We start from the raw sequence: 18,072 nt of genomic DNA on the forward strand, positions 1-18,072 counted from the left end.
AACCAGGATGAACAAAGAGATCTTAGCTGTAGTAGAAGCCGTTTCTAACGAAAAAGCCCTGCCGCGTGAGAAAATCTTCGAAGCGCTGGAGAGCGCTTTGGCCACTGCGACCAAAAAGAAGTATGAGCAAGAGATCGAAGTGCGTGTCAGCATTGATCGCCGCAGCGGCGATTTCGACACCTTTCGTCGCTGGCAGATTGTAGAAGAAGTCACGCAGCCGACTCGCGAGATCACGCTGGATGCAGCCCGTTATGAAGACGAAGCGTTCAATCTGGGCGAATTTGTCGAAGATCAGATTGAATCTGTCACCTTCGACCGTATCACCACCCAAACTGCTAAGCAGGTTATCGTACAAAAAGTACGTGAAGCTGAGCGTGCAATGGTGGTTGATCAGTTCCGTCAACACGAAGGCGAAATCATCACCGGCGTGGTGAAGAAAGTGAACCGTGACAACATTTCACTGGACCTCGGCAGCAATGCTGAAGCCGTGATTTTGCGTGAAGACATGCTGCCGCGTGAAAACTTCCGTCCAGGTGATCGTATCCGCGGTGTGCTGTATGCCGTTCGCCCTGAAGCGCGTGGCGCGCAGCTGTTCGTCACCCGTTCTAAACCAGAAATGCTGATCGAGTTGTTCCGCATTGAGGTGCCAGAAATTGGCGAAGAAGTTATCGAGATCAAAGCGGCAGCGCGCGATCCGGGCTCACGCGCCAAAATCGCGGTGAAGACCAACGATAAACGTATTGATCCAGTGGGCGCTTGCGTCGGTATGCGCGGTGCGCGTGTCCAGGCGGTTTCGAGCGAGCTGGGTGGCGAGCGTATCGACATTGTGCTGTGGGACGACAACCCGGCGCAGTTCGTTATCAACGCTATGGCGCCAGCCGATGTGGCGTCAATTGTGGTGGATGAAGATAATCACACCATGGATATCGCTGTTGAAGCCGGCAATCTGGCTCAGGCGATCGGCCGTAACGGCCAAAACGTGCGTCTGGCTTCCCAACTGAGCGGTTGGGAACTGAACGTGATGACCGTCGATGATCTGCAGGCTAAGCACCAAGCTGAAGCCCATGCAGCGATCGATATGTTCACCAAACATCTCGACATCGACGAAGAGTTCGCCACCATTCTGGTGGAAGAGGGCTTCTCTTCGCTGGAAGAATTGGCTTATGTGCCAATCAACGAGCTGCTGGAAATCGACGGCCTCGATGAAGAGACCATTGAAGCCCTGCGTGAACGAGCAAAAAATGCGTTAACCACCCTGGCATTAGCGAAAGAAGAGAGCCTTGGTAATCAGGAGCCCGCTGAGGATCTTCTGAATCTTGAGGGCTTGGATCGTGCGCTGGCGTATCGCCTGGCGTCGAAAGGCGTTTGCACGCTGGAAGATCTCGCTGAGCAAGGTGTTGACGATCTGACAGATATTGAAGGGCTGGATGACGAGAAAGCCGGTGCGCTGATTATGGCTGCACGTAATATCTGCTGGTTCGGCGATGACGCGTAATAACAGGAAGGAACAGCATGACAGATGTAACCGTAAAATCGCTGGCCGCCGAAATTCAGACCCCGGTCGATCGCCTGGTACAGCAATTTGCTGATGCAGGGATTCGTAAGTCTGAAAACGATGCGGTATCCCAGCAAGAGAAAGAAACCTTACTGTCTCACCTGAATCGTGAGCACGGTCAGACCGGTTCAAGCAAGCTGACTTTGCAGCGCAAGACGCGCAGCACCTTGAATATTCCCGTCACCGGGGGTAAAAGTAAGTCGGTACAAATCGAAGTCCGCAAAAAGCGCACATACGTGAAAGGCGATGCAGAGTCTGAGCAAGCTCAGGCAGAAGCGGAAGCCGAGGCGCAGCGTGAAGCGGAAGAGCAGGCGCGTCGCGAGGCGGAAGAACAAGCCCGTCGCGAAGCTGAACAGAAAGCGCAACGTGAAGCCGAAGACAAAGCCAAGCGCGAAGCCGCTGACAAGGCTAAACGTGAAGCAGCGGAAAAAGAGAAATTGACTAATCAACCTACCGATGTAGTAGCCAAGGCTGCGCAATCTGATAAAGCCCGTCGTGAAGCAGAAGCTGCCGAACTGAAACGTAAAGCAGAAGAAGAAGCACGCCGTAAGCTGGAAGAAGATGCGCGCCGCGTGGCTGAAGAAGCCCGCCGCCTGGCTGAAGAGAAAGGCGCTGAATGGGCAAAACCTGAAGAAGAGGATAAAGGCGATTATCACGTCACTACCTCTACTCACGCCCGCCAGGCAGAAGACGAGAACGATCGCCAGGTAGAAGCTGGCCGTGCACGTGCCCGCACCACCAAAGCGGCTCGTCCGGTTAAGAAAGGCAACAAGCACTCTGAAGCTAAAACCGATCGCGAAGAAGCGCGTGCTCAGGTGCGTGGCGGCAAAGGCGGTAAGCATCGTAAGCCAAGCACCCTGCAGCAGGGCTTTAACAAGCCAGCTCAGGCGGTTAACCGCGATGTTGTAATCGGTGAAACCATCACCGTTGCTGAACTGGCTAACAAAATGGCGATCAAAGGTTCTCTGGTCGTTAAAGCGATGATGAAGATGGGCGCCATGGCGACCATTAACCAGGTTATCGATCAAGAAACCGCTCAGATGGTTGCGGAAGAGATGGGTCACAAAGTGATCCTGCGCCGCGAGAATGAGCTGGAAGAAGCGGTAATGGACGATCGTGACACCGATGCTGCGCAGGAAAGCCGTGCGCCAGTCGTCACCATCATGGGTCACGTTGACCACGGTAAAACCTCGCTGCTTGACTACATTCGTTCAACGAAAGTGGCATCAGGCGAAGCGGGCGGTATTACCCAGCATATTGGTGCTTACCACGTTGAAACTGACAACGGTATGATCACCTTCCTCGATACCCCGGGACACGCCGCGTTTACCGCAATGCGTGCTCGTGGTGCGCAGGCCACGGATATCGTTATCCTGGTTGTGGCTGCTGACGATGGCGTGATGCCTCAGACCGTTGAAGCTATCCAGCATGCGAAAGCAGCCGGTGTGCCAGTGGTTGTTGCGGTTAACAAAATTGATAAGCCAGATGCTGATCCAGACCGCGTTAAGAACGAACTGACCCAATACGGAATTCTTCCGGAAGAGTGGGGCGGTGAGAACATGTTCGTTAACGTCTCTGCGAAAGCCGGTACCGGTATCGACGACCTGCTGAATGCGATTCTGCTGCAAGCTGAAGTTCTGGAACTGTCTGCTATCCGTGAAGGTATGGCGAGCGGCGTGGTGATTGAATCGTTCCTCGACAAAGGTCGTGGCCCGGTTGCTACCGTGCTGGTACGTGAAGGTACGCTGAACAAAGGCGATATCGTGCTGTGCGGCTTCGAATATGGCCGTGTACGTGCGATGCGTGACGAACTGGGTCGTGAAGTACTGGAAGCGGGTCCATCCATTCCAGTCGAAATCCTCGGTCTGTCCGGTGTGCCGGCTGCGGGTGATGAAGCGACTGTAGTACGTGATGAGAAGAAAGCGCGTGAAGTTGCACTGTATCGTCAGGGCAAATTCCGCGAAGTTAAGCTGGCGCGTCAGCAGAAGTCTAAGTTGGAGAACATGTTCGCCAACATGACTGAAGGCGAAGTGTCTGAGCTGAACATCGTACTGAAATCTGACGTACAGGGTTCTGTTGAAGCCATCTCTGATTCGTTGCTGAAACTCTCTACCGACGAAGTGAAAGTACGCATTATCGGTTCAGGCGTGGGTGGTATCACCGAAACCGACGCCACGCTGGCTGCAGCATCCAACGCCATCATTCTCGGCTTCAACGTGCGTGCTGATGCATCTGCTCGCCGCGTGATTGACGCTGAAAACGTTGACCTGCGTTATTACTCCGTCATCTATAATCTGATCGACGAAGTGAAAGCTGCGATGAGCGGTATGCTGGCTCCAGAGTTCAAACAGCAGATTATCGGTCTGGCTGCGGTACGTGACGTGTTCAAATCACCGAAGTTTGGTGCCATCGCGGGCTGTATGGTCACTGAAGGTATCATCAAACGTCACAACCCAATCCGTGTACTGCGTGACAACGTGGTTATCTATGAAGGCGAACTGGAATCACTGCGTCGCTTCAAAGATGACGTTAACGAAGTTCGTAACGGCATGGAATGTGGTATTGGCGTGAAGAACTATAACGACGTTCGCGTTGGCGATATGATCGAAGTGTTCGAAGTGATTGAAATTAAACGCACCATCGATTGATCATCATTTGATGTGTTGCAATTTGGGAGGCCTCTGGCCTCCCGAATTATTTGGGAGAAAGAATAATGGCAAAAGAATTTGGCCGCCAACAGCGCGTTTCTCAGGAGTTGCAGAAAGAGATCGCAATTATCCTGCAGCGCGAAATTAAAGATCCACGTCTCGGTATGATGGTGACGGTTTCGGGCGTCGAAGTGTCGCGCGATCTTGCCTATGCCAAGGTGTTTGTGACCTTTTTGAATGATAAAGATGAAGAAGCAGTGCAAAACGGCCTGAAGGCGCTGAAAGAAGCCTCTGGCTATATCCGCACGCTGGTAGGTAAAGCGATGCGCCTGCGCATCGTGCCGGAGCTAACCTTCTTCTACGACAACTCGCTGATCGAAGGTATGCGCATGTCGAACCTGGTCAGCAACGTTATTAAGAGCGATGTTGAGCGTCGTGGCGATAGCCCGGCGGAAGATGACAAGGAGGACTAATGAGTCGTCCTCGTCGTCGCGGTCGCGACGTCCACGGTGTGTTTCTGCTGGATAAGCACCAAGGCGCATCTTCCAATGATGTGCTGCAGAAAGTAAAACGTCTGTTCAACGCGAACAAAGCGGGCCACACCGGCGCCCTCGATCCCCTGGCGACCGGCATGCTGCCGATTTGCCTCGGCGAAGCCACCAAGTTTTCGCAGTATCTGCTCGATTCGGACAAGCGTTATCGCGTCATTGCTCGCCTGGGTGAACGCACCGATACGTCTGATGCCGACGGTAATATTGTTGAGACGCGTGCAATTACTTTTGATCAGGCGGCACTGAATGCAGCGCTGGACTATTTTCGTGGCGACACCATGCAGGTGCCGACCATGTTCTCCGCGCTGAAGTATCAGGGACGCAAGCTGTACGAGTACGCACGTGAAGGCATAACCGTGCCGCGTGAAGCGCGCCCGATCAAAGTGTTTGAGCTGCAGTTTATTCGCTGGGAAGGTGATGAACTGGAGCTGGAGATTCACGTCTCTAAAGGCACTTACATCCGCACTATCATCGACGATCTCGGTGAACGGCTTGGCTGCGGTGCGCACGTTATCATGCTGCGTCGTCTGCAGGTGGCGCGTTATCCGATCGAAAGAATGGTGACGCTGGAGCAGCTGCAGGAAGTGGCGGCCACCGTCAACATGGCGGAAACGCCGGATTACAGTGCGCTCGATGCGTTATTGCTGCCGATGGATAGTCCGGCAGAAGAGTTCCCGATGGTGAATTTGCTGCCTACGGTGGCGGCTTATTTCAAACAAGGTATGCCGGTTCAGGTGGCGGATGCGCCGGAACAAGGATTGGTGCGCGTGACGGAAGGTGATGAGCACAAATTCATTGGTATGGCCGAAATTGCCGACGATGGGCGCGTGGCGCCGCGTCGTCTGGTGGTAGAATTTCCTGCGTAATCAAGCCTCTCGCATTTGACCTAACGGCGCATTTGCGTTGCTATCAGGCGAGGAGTAGAATGGCGCGGCTTTAAAAGCGGGCTGCTGAATTAGAGATCGGCACCCATACATTCATTATCTAACGGAGTTTATTATGTCTCTAAGCGTAGAAGCTAAAGCAGAGATCGTTGCTAAATACGGTCGTGGTACCAACGACAGCGGTTCAACTGAAGTTCAGGTTGCCCTGCTGACTGCCCAGATTAACCACCTGCAGGGTCACTTCTCTGAGCACAAGAAAGATCACCACAGCCGTCGCGGTCTGCTGCGCATGGTATCTCAGCGTCGTAAGCTGCTGGACTACCTGAAGCGTAAAGACGTTGCTCGCTACACCGGTCTGATCGAAAGCCTGGGTCTGCGTCGCTAAGTCTGAAGAATCTGATCAAGGATGTAGCGCATGCACCATGCAAAAAAACGCATCTGACGATCAGATTTGTGCGAGTTTCGCGAAAAGGGGGCCTTTATGGCCCCTTTTTTCGAGCAATCCGCAGCAATCCGGACCAAACTCATGTATTGTTGCAGAGAGTGATCTTTGCTTGCAGAGGTTCGCGCGGCTAATGAGAGGCTTTACCGCATGGGCGGTTAAGGTTGTCATTAGTCGCGAGGATGCAACTGAAGATCGGTAATCCCCGGCGCGCCAGAATGGGCTGCGCCTCTGAATTTAAGGACTTAAATTTTGCTGAACCCGATCGTACGCAAATTCCAATATGGTCAGCATACCGTCACGCTGGAAACCGGCATGATGGCGCGCCAGGCTACCGCTGCAGTAATGGTGAGCATGGATGACACTGCTGTATTCGTTACCGTTGTTGGCCAGAAAAAAACTAAACCAGGTCAGGATTTCTTCCCGCTGACGGTTAACTATCAGGAGCGTACTTACGCTGCTGGTCGTATCCCGGGTAGCTTCTTCCGTCGTGAAGGCCGTCCAAGCGAAGGCGAAACCCTGATCTCACGCCTGATTGACCGTCCAGTTCGTCCGCTGTTCCCGGAAGGCTTCATTAACGAAGTGCAGGTTATTGCAACCGTTGTTTCTGTTAACCCACAGGTTAACCCAGACATCGTTGCGATGATCGGTGCCTCTGCTGCGCTGGCTCTGTCAGGCCTGCCGTTCAATGGCCCAATCGGCGCAGCGCGCGTGGGTTATATCAACGATCAGTACGTACTGAACCCAACTGCTGATGAAATCAACGAATCACGTCTGAACCTGGTTGTTGCCGGTACCCAGAACGCGGTGCTGATGGTGGAATCAGAAGCTGACATCCTGACCGAAGAGCAGATGCTGGGCGCTGTGGTATACGGCCACGACCAGCAGCAGATCGTTATCGAAAACATCAATGCGCTGGTTGCCGAAGCGGGTAAACCACGTTGGGATTGGCAGCCACTGCCAACTAACGACGCACTGATCGCACGCGTTACTGCACTGGCAGAAGCGGGCATCAGCGACGCTTACCGCATCACTGATAAGCAAGAGCGTTACACTCAGGTTGGCGCAGTGAAAGACGCGACCATTGCTGCACTGCAGGCTGAAGATGAAACGCTGGATGCTGGCGATATCGCTGACATCGTTCACGACCTTGAGAAGAGTGTTGTTCGTAGCCGCATCATCCGTGGCGAACCGCGTATCGATGGCCGTGAGAAAGATATGATTCGTGGCCTGGATGTGCGCACTGGCGTACTGCCACGCACGCACGGTTCTTCACTGTTTACCCGTGGTGAAACGCAGGCGCTGGTTACCGCAACGCTGGGTACCGCACGTGATGCGCAGAATCTGGATGAGTTAATGGGCGAGCGTACCGATAGCTTCCTGTTCCACTACAACTTCCCTCCATACTGCGTGGGCGAAACCGGTATGGTTGGCTCACCGAAGCGTCGTGAAATTGGTCACGGTCGTCTGGCGAAGCGCGGCGTGCTGGCAGTAATGCCTAAGCAAGCGGATTTCCCCTACACCGTGCGTGTGGTTTCAGAAATCACCGAATCTAACGGTTCTTCTTCAATGGCTTCCGTGTGCGGTGCTTCTCTGGCACTGATGGATGCTGGCGTACCGATCAAAGCAGCCGTAGCCGGTATTGCGATGGGTCTGGTTAAAGAAGCCGACAACTTTGTGGTTCTGTCTGATATCCTGGGTGACGAAGATCACCTCGGCGATATGGACTTTAAAGTAGCGGGTAGCCGCGACGGTATCACTGCGCTGCAGATGGATATCAAAATTGAAGGCATCACCCGCGAAATCATGCAGGTTGCTCTGAACCAAGCAAAGGGTGCGCGTCTGCACATTCTGAGCGTGATGGAACAGGCAATCAGCACGCCGCGTCAGGAAATTTCTGAGTTCGCGCCGCGCATTTACACCATCAAAATCAGTTCAGACAAGATCAAAGATGTCATCGGTAAAGGCGGCTCAGTGATCCGTGCGCTGACCGAAGAAACCGGCACCACCATCGAAATCGAAGATGACGGTACCGTGAAGATTGCTGCTACTGATGGCCTGAAAGCCAAAGAAGCCATTCGTCGTATCGAAGAGATCACTGCTGAGATCGAAGTTGGCCGCGTTTACTCTGGTAAAGTGACACGTATCGTTGATTTCGGTGCCTTCGTGGCAATCGGCGGCGGTAAAGAAGGTTTGGTGCACATCTCTCAGATCGCCGACAAGCGCGTAGAGAAAGTGACCGATTACCTGCAGATGGGCCAGGAAGTTCCAGTGAAAGTGATGGAAGTGGACCGTCAGGGCCGTGTACGCCTGAGCATCAAAGAAGCGACAGAGCAGAAACCAGCGGAAGAAGTTGCTACCGCTGCATCTGATGCATCTGACGCCGAGTAAGCGTTTACCGATTTACCTCTCCCTGCTTTGCGGGGAGAGGTGTTTAGATCATCGCGAGGGCGGGAATCCTTGTGCACAGCAGGAGGATGACAGGATGGTTGTCCCAATGTTTGTATTCGGGAGTGGGAAATGAAGCCTTTTTTGCGCTGGTGTTTTGTTGCGACAGCTCTCACGCTGGCAGGATGCAGCAACTCCAATTGGCGTAAGAACGAAGTTCTGGCAGTACCTTTGCAGCCCACACTGCAGCAAGAGGTGATCCTGGCGCGAATGGAACAAATTCTTGCCAGTCGTGCCCTGACCGATGATGAACGCGCACAGCTATTATATGAGCGCGGAGTGTTGTATGATAGTTTGGGTCTGAGGGCATTAGCGCGGAACGATTTTTCGCAAGCGCTGTCTATAAGACCAGATATGCCTGAGGTATTTAACTATCTCGGTATATACTTAACGCAGGCAGGCAACTTTGATGCTGCCTATGAAGCGTTTGATTCTGTACTTGAGCTTGATCCAACTTACAACTATGCGCATTTAAACCGTGGTATCGCCCTCTATTACGGCGGTCGATACAAGTTAGCGCAAGATGATCTGCTGGCGTTTTATCAAGACGATCCTAACGATCCATTCCGCAGCCTTTGGCTCTATCTCGTTGAAAGCGATATGGATGCCGACAAGGCAAAAGTTACGCTGAGACAGCGTCATGACAAAGCGGTTCGCGATCAATGGGGATGGAATATTGTCGAGTTCTACCTTGGCGACATCAGTGAAAAAACGCTGATGGAACGTCTCAAGGCGGACGCAACGGATAACACCTCGCTCGCTGAACATCTCAGTGAAACCAACTTCTATTTAGGTAAGTATTACCTAAGTCTGGGGGAGAAGGACGACGCGAAAGCGTTGTTCAAACTGGCGGTGGCCAACAACGTAAATAACTTTGTTGAGCACCGATACGCATTGTTGGAACTGGCGCAACTCGGCCAGACACAAGACGATTTATCAGAATCTGACCAGCAATAGCTGACGAACTTTTATTGCCTGAATACCTGTAAAGTCATCATCTTCAGAGATGAGGGCTTTTCTGTTCGTCAAAACTTCTAATTTGAGCCGGTTCACACTTTTTGATGAAAATGACTGAAAGTTTTCACGACGAGTTATGTAGACTGGCCGCCGCAATCTAAGAGGCACGTGTACTACATGACTGATATTCAAACCACTTTTGCTGACCTTGGCCTGAACGCCGACATCCTCGAATCACTGAACGGTATGGGCTACGTAAAGCCTTCTCCAATCCAGGCTGAGTGTATTCCTCACCTGCTGGCTGGCCGTGACGTGTTGGGTATGGCGCAGACCGGTAGTGGTAAAACTGCGGCATTCTCACTGCCGCTGCTAAACAACATTGATCCTACTGTTAAAGCACCGCAAATTTTGGTGCTGGCACCAACCCGCGAATTGGCGGTACAGGTTGCTGAAGCCGTCACAGAATTCTCTAAACACATGCGTGGCATTAACGTGGTAGCTCTGTACGGCGGCCAACGTTATGACGTACAGCTGCGCGCACTGCGTCAGGGACCACAAGTTGTTGTGGGTACCCCTGGTCGTCTGCTGGATCACCTGAAGCGTGGCACGTTAGATCTGTCTAACCTGCGCGGTCTGGTGCTGGACGAAGCGGATGAAATGCTGCGTATGGGCTTCATCGAAGACGTTGAAACCATTATGGCGCAGATTCCAGACGGTCATCAGACCGCGCTGTTCTCAGCCACCATGCCAGAAGCGATTCGTCGTATTACCAAGCGTTTCATGAAAGATCCACAGGAAGTGCGCATCCAGTCAAGCCTGACTACGCGCCCGGACATTTCTCAGTCTTACTGGACCGCATACGGCCGTAAAACTGATGCGCTGGTTCGTTTCCTGGAAGCGGAAGATTTCGATGCAGCCATCATCTTCGTGCGTACCAAAAATGCCACGCTGGAAGTGGCCGAAGCGCTGGAGCGCAGCGGTTATAACAGCGCAGCACTGAACGGCGACATGAACCAGGCACTGCGTGAGCAGACGCTGGAGCGTTTGAAAGATGGTCGTCTCGACATCCTGATCGCGACCGATGTTGCAGCACGTGGTCTGGACGTTGAGCGTATCAGTCTGGTCGTAAACTTTGATATCCCAATGGATGCAGAGTCTTACGTTCACCGTATCGGTCGTACCGGCCGTGCTGGTCGTGCAGGTCGTGCGTTGCTGTTCGTTGAGAACCGCGAGCGTCGTCTGCTGCGCAACATCGAACGCACCATGAAGCTGACCATTCCAGAAGTTGAGCTGCCGAACGCAGAACTGCTGGGTGAGCGTCGTCTGGCTAAGTTCGCGGCTAAAGTACAGCAGCAGCTGGAAAGCAGCGATCTGGACCAGTACCGCGCACTGCTGAGCAAAATGCAGCCGGGCGAAGATCTGGATATCGAAACGCTGGCCGCAGCACTGCTGAAAATGGCTCAGGGCGAACGTCCACTGATTCTGCCACCAGAAGCACCGCGTCCAGCACGTCGCGAGTTCAGCGATCGTCCTGACCGTGGTGAGCGTCGTGATTCACGTGATTCTCGTGGTCCACGCGAAAGCCGTGACAGCCGCGATGGCGATCGTCCACGTCGTGAACGTCGTGACGTTGGCGAAATGCAGCTGTATCGCATTGAAGTGGGCCGTGATGATGGTGTTGAAGTTCGTCACATCGTTGGCGCGATCGCTAACGAAGGCGACATCAGCAGCCGTTACATCGGTAACATCAAGCTGTTTGGTACTCACTCAACCATCGAGCTGCCGAAAGGCATGCCGGGCGAAGTGCTGCAGCACTTTACTCGTACGCGTATTCTGAACAAACCGATGAATATGCAGCTGATGGGTGATGCGCCAGTGCACGAGCGTAGCGAACGTCGTCCATCTGCTGGCGGCGAACGTCGTGGCAATGGCGCACCGCGCGGTGATGGTGCTCCACGTGGCGAAGGCGCTCCACGTCGCTTCTCCGAACGTCGTGAAGGTGGCCGTGAAGGCGGACGCTTCAGCCGTGAAGGTGGTCGTGGCCCGCGTCCAGAAGGCGCTGCTGCACCACGTCGTCGTGACGCATAAGCGATAAACGCGAAAAGTAAAAAGGGACGCTAATGCGTCCCTTTTTTTATGCCTGTGGAAAGTAAATTTTACACGCCACCAGCAATCAGCACGCGTTCACCGCTAACGTAAGCTGACTCTTCTGACGCCAGAAACAGCGCCACCTGCGCCACATCTTCCGGCAAGCCAAAGCGTCCGAGCGGCGTTGCCGCTATCAGCTGTGCTTTCAACTCCGGGTGCATCTTCTTCGCCGCCAGCAAACCTTCAGTCAAAATAATGCCGGGTGCTAACGCATTGACGCGAATATTACGTGGCCCAAGCTCGCGTGCGAGGCCCTGCGTTAAGGTATCGATCGCGCCTTTGGTTGCTGCCCAAAGCACCGAGCCGGGCGTGCTGCGTTGGCTATTTAAAGCGCTAAGGTTGATGATGGAACCGCCGCGTGCGGGGAAATGTTTTGCCGCCTGCTGACACACCAGCAAGGTACCCAGCAGATTCACATTCAGCTGCTGCTGCATTTCGCTGAGGCTAAGCCCGGCAAAGTCACCGTGGTGAAAAATCCCGGCGTTATTCACCACAATATCGGGCGCGCCAAACTGCTCAATGCTGCTAGCGAACAAGCGCTGCACATCGGCCTCGCGTGAGATATCAGCCTGTACGGCGATGGCGTCGCTACCCAGCGCCTTAATGTCGGTCACCACATCCGCCGCACCCACTTCGTCCTGAAGATAATTCACCACCACCCGAGCACCGGCCGCCGCGAAAGTCATGGCGATGGCGGCACCAATGCCTTTCGAAGCGCCCGTCACCAGCGCAATTTTGCCTTCAAGTGTTTTCATCGTGTCTCTCCACCTGAGATTTCGGGGAAGATAAAGCATGCGCTGTCCATACAATCGGGTGGTAGCGCAATCCTGCAAGCTTCTTGCACGATCCTGCAAATCTGCTGTTCAAGGACTAGTCGCGGCGCCAACCACAAGCGAGAATATCAAATCAGTGATTTCTTACCGCGGAGCACCGAGCACATGATTCATCAGGAACAATGGCAGCAGTTGGTGGCAATTATTGCTCGCCACGCACCGCAGGATGGTCGTCACTATTGCCCAATCGACTTTCTCTCTTTCGGCCGCAGTTCTCAGCCCACCAGTTTGGCGCACGTGGCGACCTGGGCGAGCTTTGCCCTGATCGCGCAGGGGCAAAAAGCGCTGCGCATGGGTGATGAAGTGATGCATTACGGGCCGGGCGATTTACTGTTGGTGACGCTTGATATGCCGGTGCAATCCTGCGTGGTCATGGCAACGCCAGAGAAACCGAATCTTGGTGTGGGCATCACCATTAACGAAACGCGTCTGATGCGTTTTCTGGAACACTTTCCGCACCATCAACTCGGCAGCACGGCGGTGAGCGAGCGCGGTATCTCCGTGCATAAAGTCGCGCCACCGTTGGTGGACGCGGTGATGCGTTTAGTCGAGTTGCTGGATCACCCGCAGGACATAGCCGCGCTGGCACCGTTGATTGAGCAGGAGATTTTCTATCGTTTGCTGACTGGACCCGAAGGGCCGCGCATTCTCAACATGGCGTTGACGGAACGGCCAGGCAACAAAGTGGCGCGCGCCGCGCGTTGGCTACGCGAAAACTTTCATCAGCCGTTGAAAATGGATTTTCTGGCGAGCAGCGTAGGGATGAGTATTTCGTCGCTGCATCATCACTTTAAAGCGGTAACGGCGATGACGCCGATGCAGTATCAAAAGCAGCTGCGGCTCAACGAGGCGCGGCGTTTGATGTTGATTGAGAAGCTGGATGCCGGCACGGCGGGTTATCGGGTGGGTTATCAAAGTGCTTCGCAGTTCAGTCGCGAATACAGCCGTTTTCACGGTCAGTCACCGGCGCGAGACGTGCGAACCATTGCGGTGGGCCCAGAGTGGTTAAACCCACCGCAATGAGGTTTACAGCGTGCGCGCTGCTTCCATTGCCAGCGCGAAGGAGCGCAGACGCGCCTGCGAATCGTAAATCTGGCCGTTAACCATAATCTCGTCCGCCTGGGTTTCACGCATCAGCGCGGCGAGGCCGCTGCGGACTTTATCGCTATCGCCGACAATCGACATGCTGAGTGCCTGCTGCACGCCATATTGCTCGGACGGCGACCACAGATTATCCATGTTCTCCACCGGCGCAGGTAGCGGACCCGGTTTGCCGCGACGCAGGTTAATAAACTGCTGCTGCATCGAGGTGAACAGGAAGCGGGCGTCACGTTCGCTATCGGCTGCGACGACGTTGACGCACACCATCGCATACGGCTTCGCCAGACGTGTGGAAGGTTTGAATTTCTCACGATAGAGATGCAGCGCCTGGAACAGCAGATCCGGCGCGAAATGCGAGGCAAATGCAAACGGCAAACCCAGCTGAGCGGCCAGTTGCGCGCTGTACAGGCTGGAACCGAGCAGCCACACCGGAATTTTCAATCCTAAACCTGGAACCGGTTGTACTGGTGGATGTTCTCCCTCTTCGGCGTCAAACCAGCGAATCAGTTCAGAGACATCTTCTGGAAAACTATCTGCCTGGCCGCTGGAAAGATGACGACGCAACGCCAGCATGGTGCGTTGGTCGGAACCCGGCGCGCGGCCCAGTCCCAAATCGATGCGCCCAGGATAGAGTGACTCGAGGGTACCAAACTGTTCGGCGATCACCAGCGGCGCGTGATTGGGCAGCATAATGCCGCCTGAACCGAGGCGCAGCGTTTCGGTATTAGCCGCTAAATAGCCAATCAGCACTGACGTCGCGGCGCTGGCAATCCCCGTCATATTATGGTGTTCCGCCAGCCAGTAGCGGTGAAAGCCCAATGCTTCGGATTGACGGGCCAGTGCCAGCGAATTATGGAACGCGTCGCGTGCAGTGGAACCTTGTGGAATAGGGGCCAGATCCAACACGGACAGGCGAACAGTTTTTTTCTCAGACATGGGCACTCCAAATAGGGATGGCGCAGGTGTTTAGTCGGACCTGCGCTTGTGAGTATTACTCATCGTTACCTATATTAAAACTGCTAATAACAGCAGGAATATAGCCGGAATGTGCCTTTACCTGCCGCCTTCCAGTGCCATTCCCGCCAGGCGACGCCAATAACCATTACAATCACTGCCGCGCGCCATCATTAGCGGTGCCTGACCGGCTTCGTTGGCGCGGAAGCGATCCACTTCGGCGAGCGTACTTTCGCCCTGGGGCGACAAACGCACAATGTCGATCCAGTTATGCATGCCGCTCAGGTCATTGCCGAGGTTGTAGCAATAGCCGCTCATGGTCTGAATGCCGTTAAGCACAAACACCTGCTGGCCTTCCTGCGAGAGCACGCGACGGCCGGTTGGGTAATTGATGCAGCAGGTTTGGCAATCATCTTTGCCACGATTCTCGGCGCGTGCGGTAAAGCAGCGTGCTGACAGCGCCAGCGGCAGATGACCATAGCCGAGCACTTCCACCTCAAATTGTTCGCGTACACCTGCCGCATCGCACTGTTGCAGCAGCTGAATCAGCCAGTCGCGGGACATCTCCACCGGAATGCACCAGCGCGTCATGCCTTCTTTCAGCAACAGTTGCAGCGTCTGCGCGTTATACACATTCAGTGTCGGGCCAGCGACAAACGGCAATTTGCGCTCCGCCGCCATGTTCACGGTGCCGATATCATTGGCTTCCAGCAGGAACTCTCCGTTCTCGACATAGCGGCGCAGCTCTTTGACTTCCGATGGCGACTGCAGCAGTGCCAACGTACTCAGCACCACTTGCTTGCCCTGCAGCGCCAGCATGCGCGCGATGTCCATCCATTGATGGAACGAGGTAGCGCGTCTTTTACTGCAGACGGCTTCGCCGAGATAAATGATCTCCGCGCTGCTCTCGGCGGCGCGTTGATAAAAGGTTTCCAGCGTTGCAGTTGGCCAGTACCACAGCACCGGCCCGATGGCGTATTTCATGCGATCTCCTTATTGCCAGTCACGGTGATAAGCACCGAGCGTGGTTTGGCTGCCTTCTGATAACTCGCCCAACGCCTGCATCCAGGGTTCCTGCACGGCATACTGTTCCGGCGATGCCATGCAGCGATCAATGGCCTGACGCCACACTTTCGCTACCTGCGCCACATAGGCCGGGCTGCGCTGACGTCCTTCAATTTTCACCGAGGCAATGTTGGCGCGCAGCAGTTCAGGCAGCAGCGACAAGGTGTTCAGGCTGGTAGGCTCTTCCAGTACGTGATAGAGCTGGTTATCAACTTCGTAACGGCCTTTGCACAAGGTGGGATAGCCAGCGCTCTCGTCGGGTGCGTAACGGTCAATCAGCACCTCATTCAGGCGTGATTCCATGCCTTTTGGCGTCTGCTGCCAGCGGACAAATTTCGCTGGCGAGCAGGCTCCCGCGCTGTTAGGCGACTCGCCGGTCAGCCAGGAAGAGAGGTAGCAGCGGCCTTCAGCCATAATGCACAGGCTACCGAAAGCGAACACTTCCAGCGGTACCGGCGTTTCACGCGCCAGCTGTTTGACCTGATGCATCGACAGCACGCGCGGCAGCACCACGCGGCTGAGTTGAAAATGACGATGGTAAAAATGGATGGCCTGCAGATTGGTGGCGGAGGCCTGTACCGAAAGGTGACGCTCAACCTGCGGATAATGTTTTGCCGCGTACTCCAGCGTGGCAATATCCGCCAGAATCAACGCATCCGCGCCGTTCTGAGCGGCAACATCAATCGCGCTTTGCCAGCGATTGATGCCATCAGGATGGGCGAAGGTGTTGATTGCCACATGCAATTTGCGGCGATGCTGATGCAGATAGCGTGCGGCTTCAGCCAGTTTCTTATCGGTAAAATTGAGGCCAGCAAAGTGGCGGGCATTGGTATCGTCTTTCAGGCCGACATACACCGCGTCAGCACCATGCTCCACCGCCGATTTCAGCGCAGGCAAATTCCCCGCCGGACACAGCAGTTCCATACATTTTCCTCCCCGGATTCTGAAGCCGAAGAGTGTAAATAACTGACCCGACAGCAATGTTGATTTAAGGCAGTGAAAGCGGCATTGATGATCGGGAGTGAAGGTTTTTCGTCCAGCCAGGCGGCGATTTCCTTGATCTCAGTGGAGGCGAAGCCGGTCAGATGTGGCAAAATAGATGAAATTTTCTGAAGGGAATGACGATGATGTTTGCGCGCTTACGCGGTCTGATTGTTGAAAAAGGGCCAGAATTCCTTGCTTTACCTGTTTCCATTACCCCTTTCCCGCTAAAAAAAGCTATTCTGCAACAACTCCTAAACTGGCAATTTCGTCATGCTTTGTCTGAAGGTGAGTTAGACTTTCTGGAAGGGCGTTATCTGGGGATTGAGGTTGCCGATGTGAATCTGCGCTGGATCACCACCCTGCAAGCAGGGCGCCTGACCGTTTCGCGCGACACCGAGGCTGATGTCTGGTTTCGCGGTGAAGCCAACGATCTGTTGCTGGTGGCAGCACGCAAAGCGGATCCCGATATGTTGTTCTTTCAACGCCGTCTGGTGATTGAAGGTGACACTGAGCTGGGACTTGAGGTGAAAAACCTGATGGATGCCATTGAACTGGATGCCATGCCCACGCCATTACGCACGGGATTGCAGCAGCTCGCTGCTTTTATTGAGGCAGGAATGAAACAGGACGCGAAGGCCGCTGAGGCGCGCGCGGGGATCTCATGTTGATTCGTACTGAAATTGGCGTTGATGCAGCAGGCATCGATAGCCTGTTAAAGCGCAGTTTTGCTACCGCTGCCGAAGCGGAACTGATACAGCAACTGCGCGAAGATGGCTTGCTGACTCTCGGTGTAGTTGCCACGGATGATGAAGGTCAGGTGCTGGGTTATGCCGCTTTCAGTCCGGTGACCCTGCAGGGAGAAGACCGCAACTGGGTCGCTTTGGCGCCGCTCGCCGTGGATGAATCGGTGCGCAAACAGGGCCTTGCTAAACGGCTGGTGTATGAAGGATTGGATTCACTGAATGAGTTCAGCTACAGCGCCGTAGTGGTGCTGGGCGATCCTGAGTTCTACAATCCACTCGGCTTTGAACCGGCGGCACGTCATGGTTTGCACTGTCGCTGGTTAGGCAGTGAAGCGGCCTTTCAGGTCTACAAACTGGCCGACGATGCGTTTGTCGGTGCAGAAGGGCTGATCGAATTCGCGCTGCCGTTTAACCGTTTCGACTAAACCAGGCCACTAAGCAGGGCGGCTGCTGTGCAACCAGCAGCAGCTTTTGCGCGCGGCTCAGCTGCTTCACCTGATATTCCAGGCGTGACGCCGCCGCCCGATCGCCCGCATCGCAGTGAAACACCAGCGTCAGCGGGCCCTTGCCACGCAGCGAACGCGCGCCTCGTCCCTGCTGATGCTGTTGCAGCCGACGATTAACATCGGTGGTGATGCCGGTATATAGCATCCCTGCGGCGGTTTGTAGCAGATAAAGCTGCCAGCCTTGTTCCATCATACTTATCCCGAAAATTAGCTGGCAGGCAGTGTAGCGCGCTTCAGGCCGCATCGCTATTCG

General features: G+C 54.4%; 16 protein-coding genes. 11 read left to right on the top strand and 5 right to left on the bottom strand.

Annotation, left to right across the window (positions count from 1 at the left end):
- The first annotated feature begins 7 nt into the window (after positions 1 to 7).
- The 8 genes from nusA (at position 8) to P6287_RS02570 (ending at position 11,573) form a co-directional block, all read left to right on the top strand.
- Entirely contained in the window at positions 8 to 1,495 is a 1,488-nt protein-coding gene (gene nusA, locus P6287_RS02535) for a transcription termination factor NusA (RefSeq protein WP_101762251.1), read from the top strand.
- Between the two features lie 17 nt (positions 1,496 to 1,512).
- Positions 1,513 to 4,203, top strand: a complete 2,691-nt coding sequence (gene infB / locus P6287_RS02540; protein WP_064737725.1) for a translation initiation factor IF-2 — start codon at positions 1,513 to 1,515, stop codon at positions 4,201 to 4,203.
- Between the two features lie 65 nt (positions 4,204 to 4,268).
- On the top strand, positions 4,269 to 4,676 hold the full coding sequence (gene rbfA / locus P6287_RS02545; RefSeq protein ID WP_101762250.1) for a 30S ribosome-binding factor RbfA: 408 nt from the start codon (positions 4,269 to 4,271) through the stop codon (positions 4,674 to 4,676).
- Positions 4,676 to 5,620, top strand: coding sequence for a tRNA pseudouridine(55) synthase TruB (gene truB / locus P6287_RS02550; RefSeq protein ID WP_277974450.1), 945 nt, complete (start codon positions 4,676 to 4,678; stop codon positions 5,618 to 5,620). Before rbfA ends, truB begins: the two co-directional genes overlap by 1 nt.
- 133 nt (positions 5,621 to 5,753) lie before the next feature.
- A complete protein-coding gene (gene rpsO / locus P6287_RS02555) occupies positions 5,754 to 6,023 on the top strand; it encodes a 30S ribosomal protein S15 (protein WP_036620269.1) in 270 nt (89 codons plus the stop codon).
- 309 nt (positions 6,024 to 6,332) lie between these two features.
- Positions 6,333 to 8,471, top strand: coding sequence for a polyribonucleotide nucleotidyltransferase (gene pnp, locus P6287_RS02560; protein ID WP_101762248.1), 2,139 nt, complete (start codon positions 6,333 to 6,335; stop codon positions 8,469 to 8,471).
- A 129-nt stretch (positions 8,472 to 8,600) separates the two neighbouring features.
- Complete coding sequence (gene nlpI / locus P6287_RS02565; RefSeq protein WP_137385062.1) at positions 8,601 to 9,485, top strand: lipoprotein NlpI; 885 nt, start codon at positions 8,601 to 8,603, stop codon at positions 9,483 to 9,485.
- A gap of 177 nt (positions 9,486 to 9,662) precedes the next feature.
- A complete protein-coding gene (locus P6287_RS02570) occupies positions 9,663 to 11,573 on the top strand; it encodes a DEAD/DEAH family ATP-dependent RNA helicase (protein WP_137385063.1) in 1,911 nt (636 codons plus the stop codon).
- A gap of 68 nt (positions 11,574 to 11,641) precedes the next feature.
- On the opposite strand, the gene P6287_RS02575 is transcribed toward P6287_RS02570, so the two are convergent.
- Complete coding sequence (locus tag P6287_RS02575) at positions 11,642 to 12,388, bottom strand: glucose 1-dehydrogenase (protein WP_277974451.1); 747 nt, start codon at positions 12,386 to 12,388, stop codon at positions 11,642 to 11,644.
- A gap of 183 nt (positions 12,389 to 12,571) precedes the next feature.
- Here P6287_RS02575 and P6287_RS02580 point away from each other — a divergent pair, with 183 nt between their 5' ends.
- On the top strand, positions 12,572 to 13,489 hold the full coding sequence (locus P6287_RS02580; protein WP_277974452.1) for an AraC family transcriptional regulator: 918 nt from the start codon (positions 12,572 to 12,574) through the stop codon (positions 13,487 to 13,489).
- A gap of 3 nt (positions 13,490 to 13,492) precedes the next feature.
- Here P6287_RS02580 and P6287_RS02585 read toward each other — a convergent pair whose 3' ends face one another.
- The 3 genes from P6287_RS02585 to P6287_RS02595 all read right to left on the bottom strand — a co-directional run bounded on the left by P6287_RS02585 (position 13,493) and on the right by P6287_RS02595 (position 16,510).
- Complete coding sequence (locus P6287_RS02585; RefSeq protein ID WP_192412491.1) at positions 13,493 to 14,503, bottom strand: luciferase-like monooxygenase; 1,011 nt, start codon at positions 14,501 to 14,503, stop codon at positions 13,493 to 13,495.
- A gap of 117 nt (positions 14,504 to 14,620) precedes the next feature.
- The gene (locus P6287_RS02590) at positions 14,621 to 15,505 is read right to left on the bottom strand and encodes a U32 family peptidase (RefSeq protein WP_101762243.1); all 885 of its coding nucleotides are present in this window, start codon (positions 15,503 to 15,505) and stop codon (positions 14,621 to 14,623) included.
- Between the two features lie 9 nt (positions 15,506 to 15,514).
- Positions 15,515 to 16,510 (bottom strand): peptidase U32 family protein, encoded by a 996-nt coding sequence (locus P6287_RS02595; protein ID WP_137385068.1) that lies wholly within the window; start codon positions 16,508 to 16,510, stop codon positions 15,515 to 15,517.
- A 203-nt stretch (positions 16,511 to 16,713) separates the two neighbouring features.
- Here P6287_RS02595 and P6287_RS02600 point away from each other — a divergent pair, with 203 nt between their 5' ends.
- Entirely contained in the window at positions 16,714 to 17,238 is a 525-nt protein-coding gene (locus tag P6287_RS02600) for an SCP2 domain-containing protein (protein WP_036648365.1), read from the top strand.
- Positions 17,232 to 17,738, top strand: coding sequence for an N-acetyltransferase (locus tag P6287_RS02605; RefSeq protein ID WP_101762241.1), 507 nt, complete (start codon positions 17,232 to 17,234; stop codon positions 17,736 to 17,738). Before P6287_RS02600 ends, P6287_RS02605 begins: the two co-directional genes overlap by 7 nt.
- On the opposite strand, the gene P6287_RS02610 is transcribed toward P6287_RS02605, so the two are convergent.
- Complete coding sequence (locus P6287_RS02610) at positions 17,722 to 18,009, bottom strand: GIY-YIG nuclease family protein (protein WP_101762240.1); 288 nt, start codon at positions 18,007 to 18,009, stop codon at positions 17,722 to 17,724. The two genes, P6287_RS02605 and P6287_RS02610, sit on opposite strands and share 17 nt — an antisense overlap.
- Positions 18,010 to 18,072 lie beyond the last annotated feature (63 nt).

This window comes from Pantoea sp. X85 (assembly GCF_029623675.1).
Taxonomy (GTDB): Bacteria; Pseudomonadota; Gammaproteobacteria; order Enterobacterales; family Enterobacteriaceae; genus Pantoea; species Pantoea leporis.

Excerpts from the sequence above, each read along its gene's own strand:
- rbfA (WP_101762250.1), top strand. The coding sequence starts at position 4,269 with ATGGCAAAAGAATTTGGCCGCCAACAGCGCGTTTCTCAGGAGTTGCAG.
- P6287_RS02605 (WP_101762241.1), top strand. The coding sequence starts at position 17,232 with ATGTTGATTCGTACTGAAATTGGCGTTGATGCAGCAGGCATCGATAGC.
- P6287_RS02585 (WP_192412491.1), bottom strand. The coding sequence starts at position 14,503 with ATGTCTGAGAAAAAAACTGTTCGCCTGTCCGTGTTGGATCTGGCCCCT.
- truB (WP_277974450.1), top strand. The coding sequence starts at position 4,676 with ATGAGTCGTCCTCGTCGTCGCGGTCGCGACGTCCACGGTGTGTTTCTG.
- P6287_RS02590 (WP_101762243.1), bottom strand. The coding sequence starts at position 15,505 with ATGAAATACGCCATCGGGCCGGTGCTGTGGTACTGGCCAACTGCAACG.
- P6287_RS02575 (WP_277974451.1), bottom strand. The coding sequence starts at position 12,388 with ATGAAAACACTTGAAGGCAAAATTGCGCTGGTGACGGGCGCTTCGAAA.
- nusA (WP_101762251.1), top strand. The coding sequence starts at position 8 with ATGAACAAAGAGATCTTAGCTGTAGTAGAAGCCGTTTCTAACGAAAAA.
- P6287_RS02595 (WP_137385068.1), bottom strand. The coding sequence starts at position 16,510 with ATGGAACTGCTGTGTCCGGCGGGGAATTTGCCTGCGCTGAAATCGGCG.
- P6287_RS02610 (WP_101762240.1), bottom strand. The coding sequence starts at position 18,009 with ATGGAACAAGGCTGGCAGCTTTATCTGCTACAAACCGCCGCAGGGATG.
- P6287_RS02580 (WP_277974452.1), top strand. The coding sequence starts at position 12,572 with ATGATTCATCAGGAACAATGGCAGCAGTTGGTGGCAATTATTGCTCGC.
- P6287_RS02570 (WP_137385063.1), top strand. The coding sequence starts at position 9,663 with ATGACTGATATTCAAACCACTTTTGCTGACCTTGGCCTGAACGCCGAC.
- infB (WP_064737725.1), top strand. The coding sequence starts at position 1,513 with ATGACAGATGTAACCGTAAAATCGCTGGCCGCCGAAATTCAGACCCCG.
- rpsO (WP_036620269.1), top strand. The coding sequence starts at position 5,754 with ATGTCTCTAAGCGTAGAAGCTAAAGCAGAGATCGTTGCTAAATACGGT.
- nlpI (WP_137385062.1), top strand. The coding sequence starts at position 8,601 with ATGAAGCCTTTTTTGCGCTGGTGTTTTGTTGCGACAGCTCTCACGCTG.
- P6287_RS02600 (WP_036648365.1), top strand. The coding sequence starts at position 16,714 with ATGTTTGCGCGCTTACGCGGTCTGATTGTTGAAAAAGGGCCAGAATTC.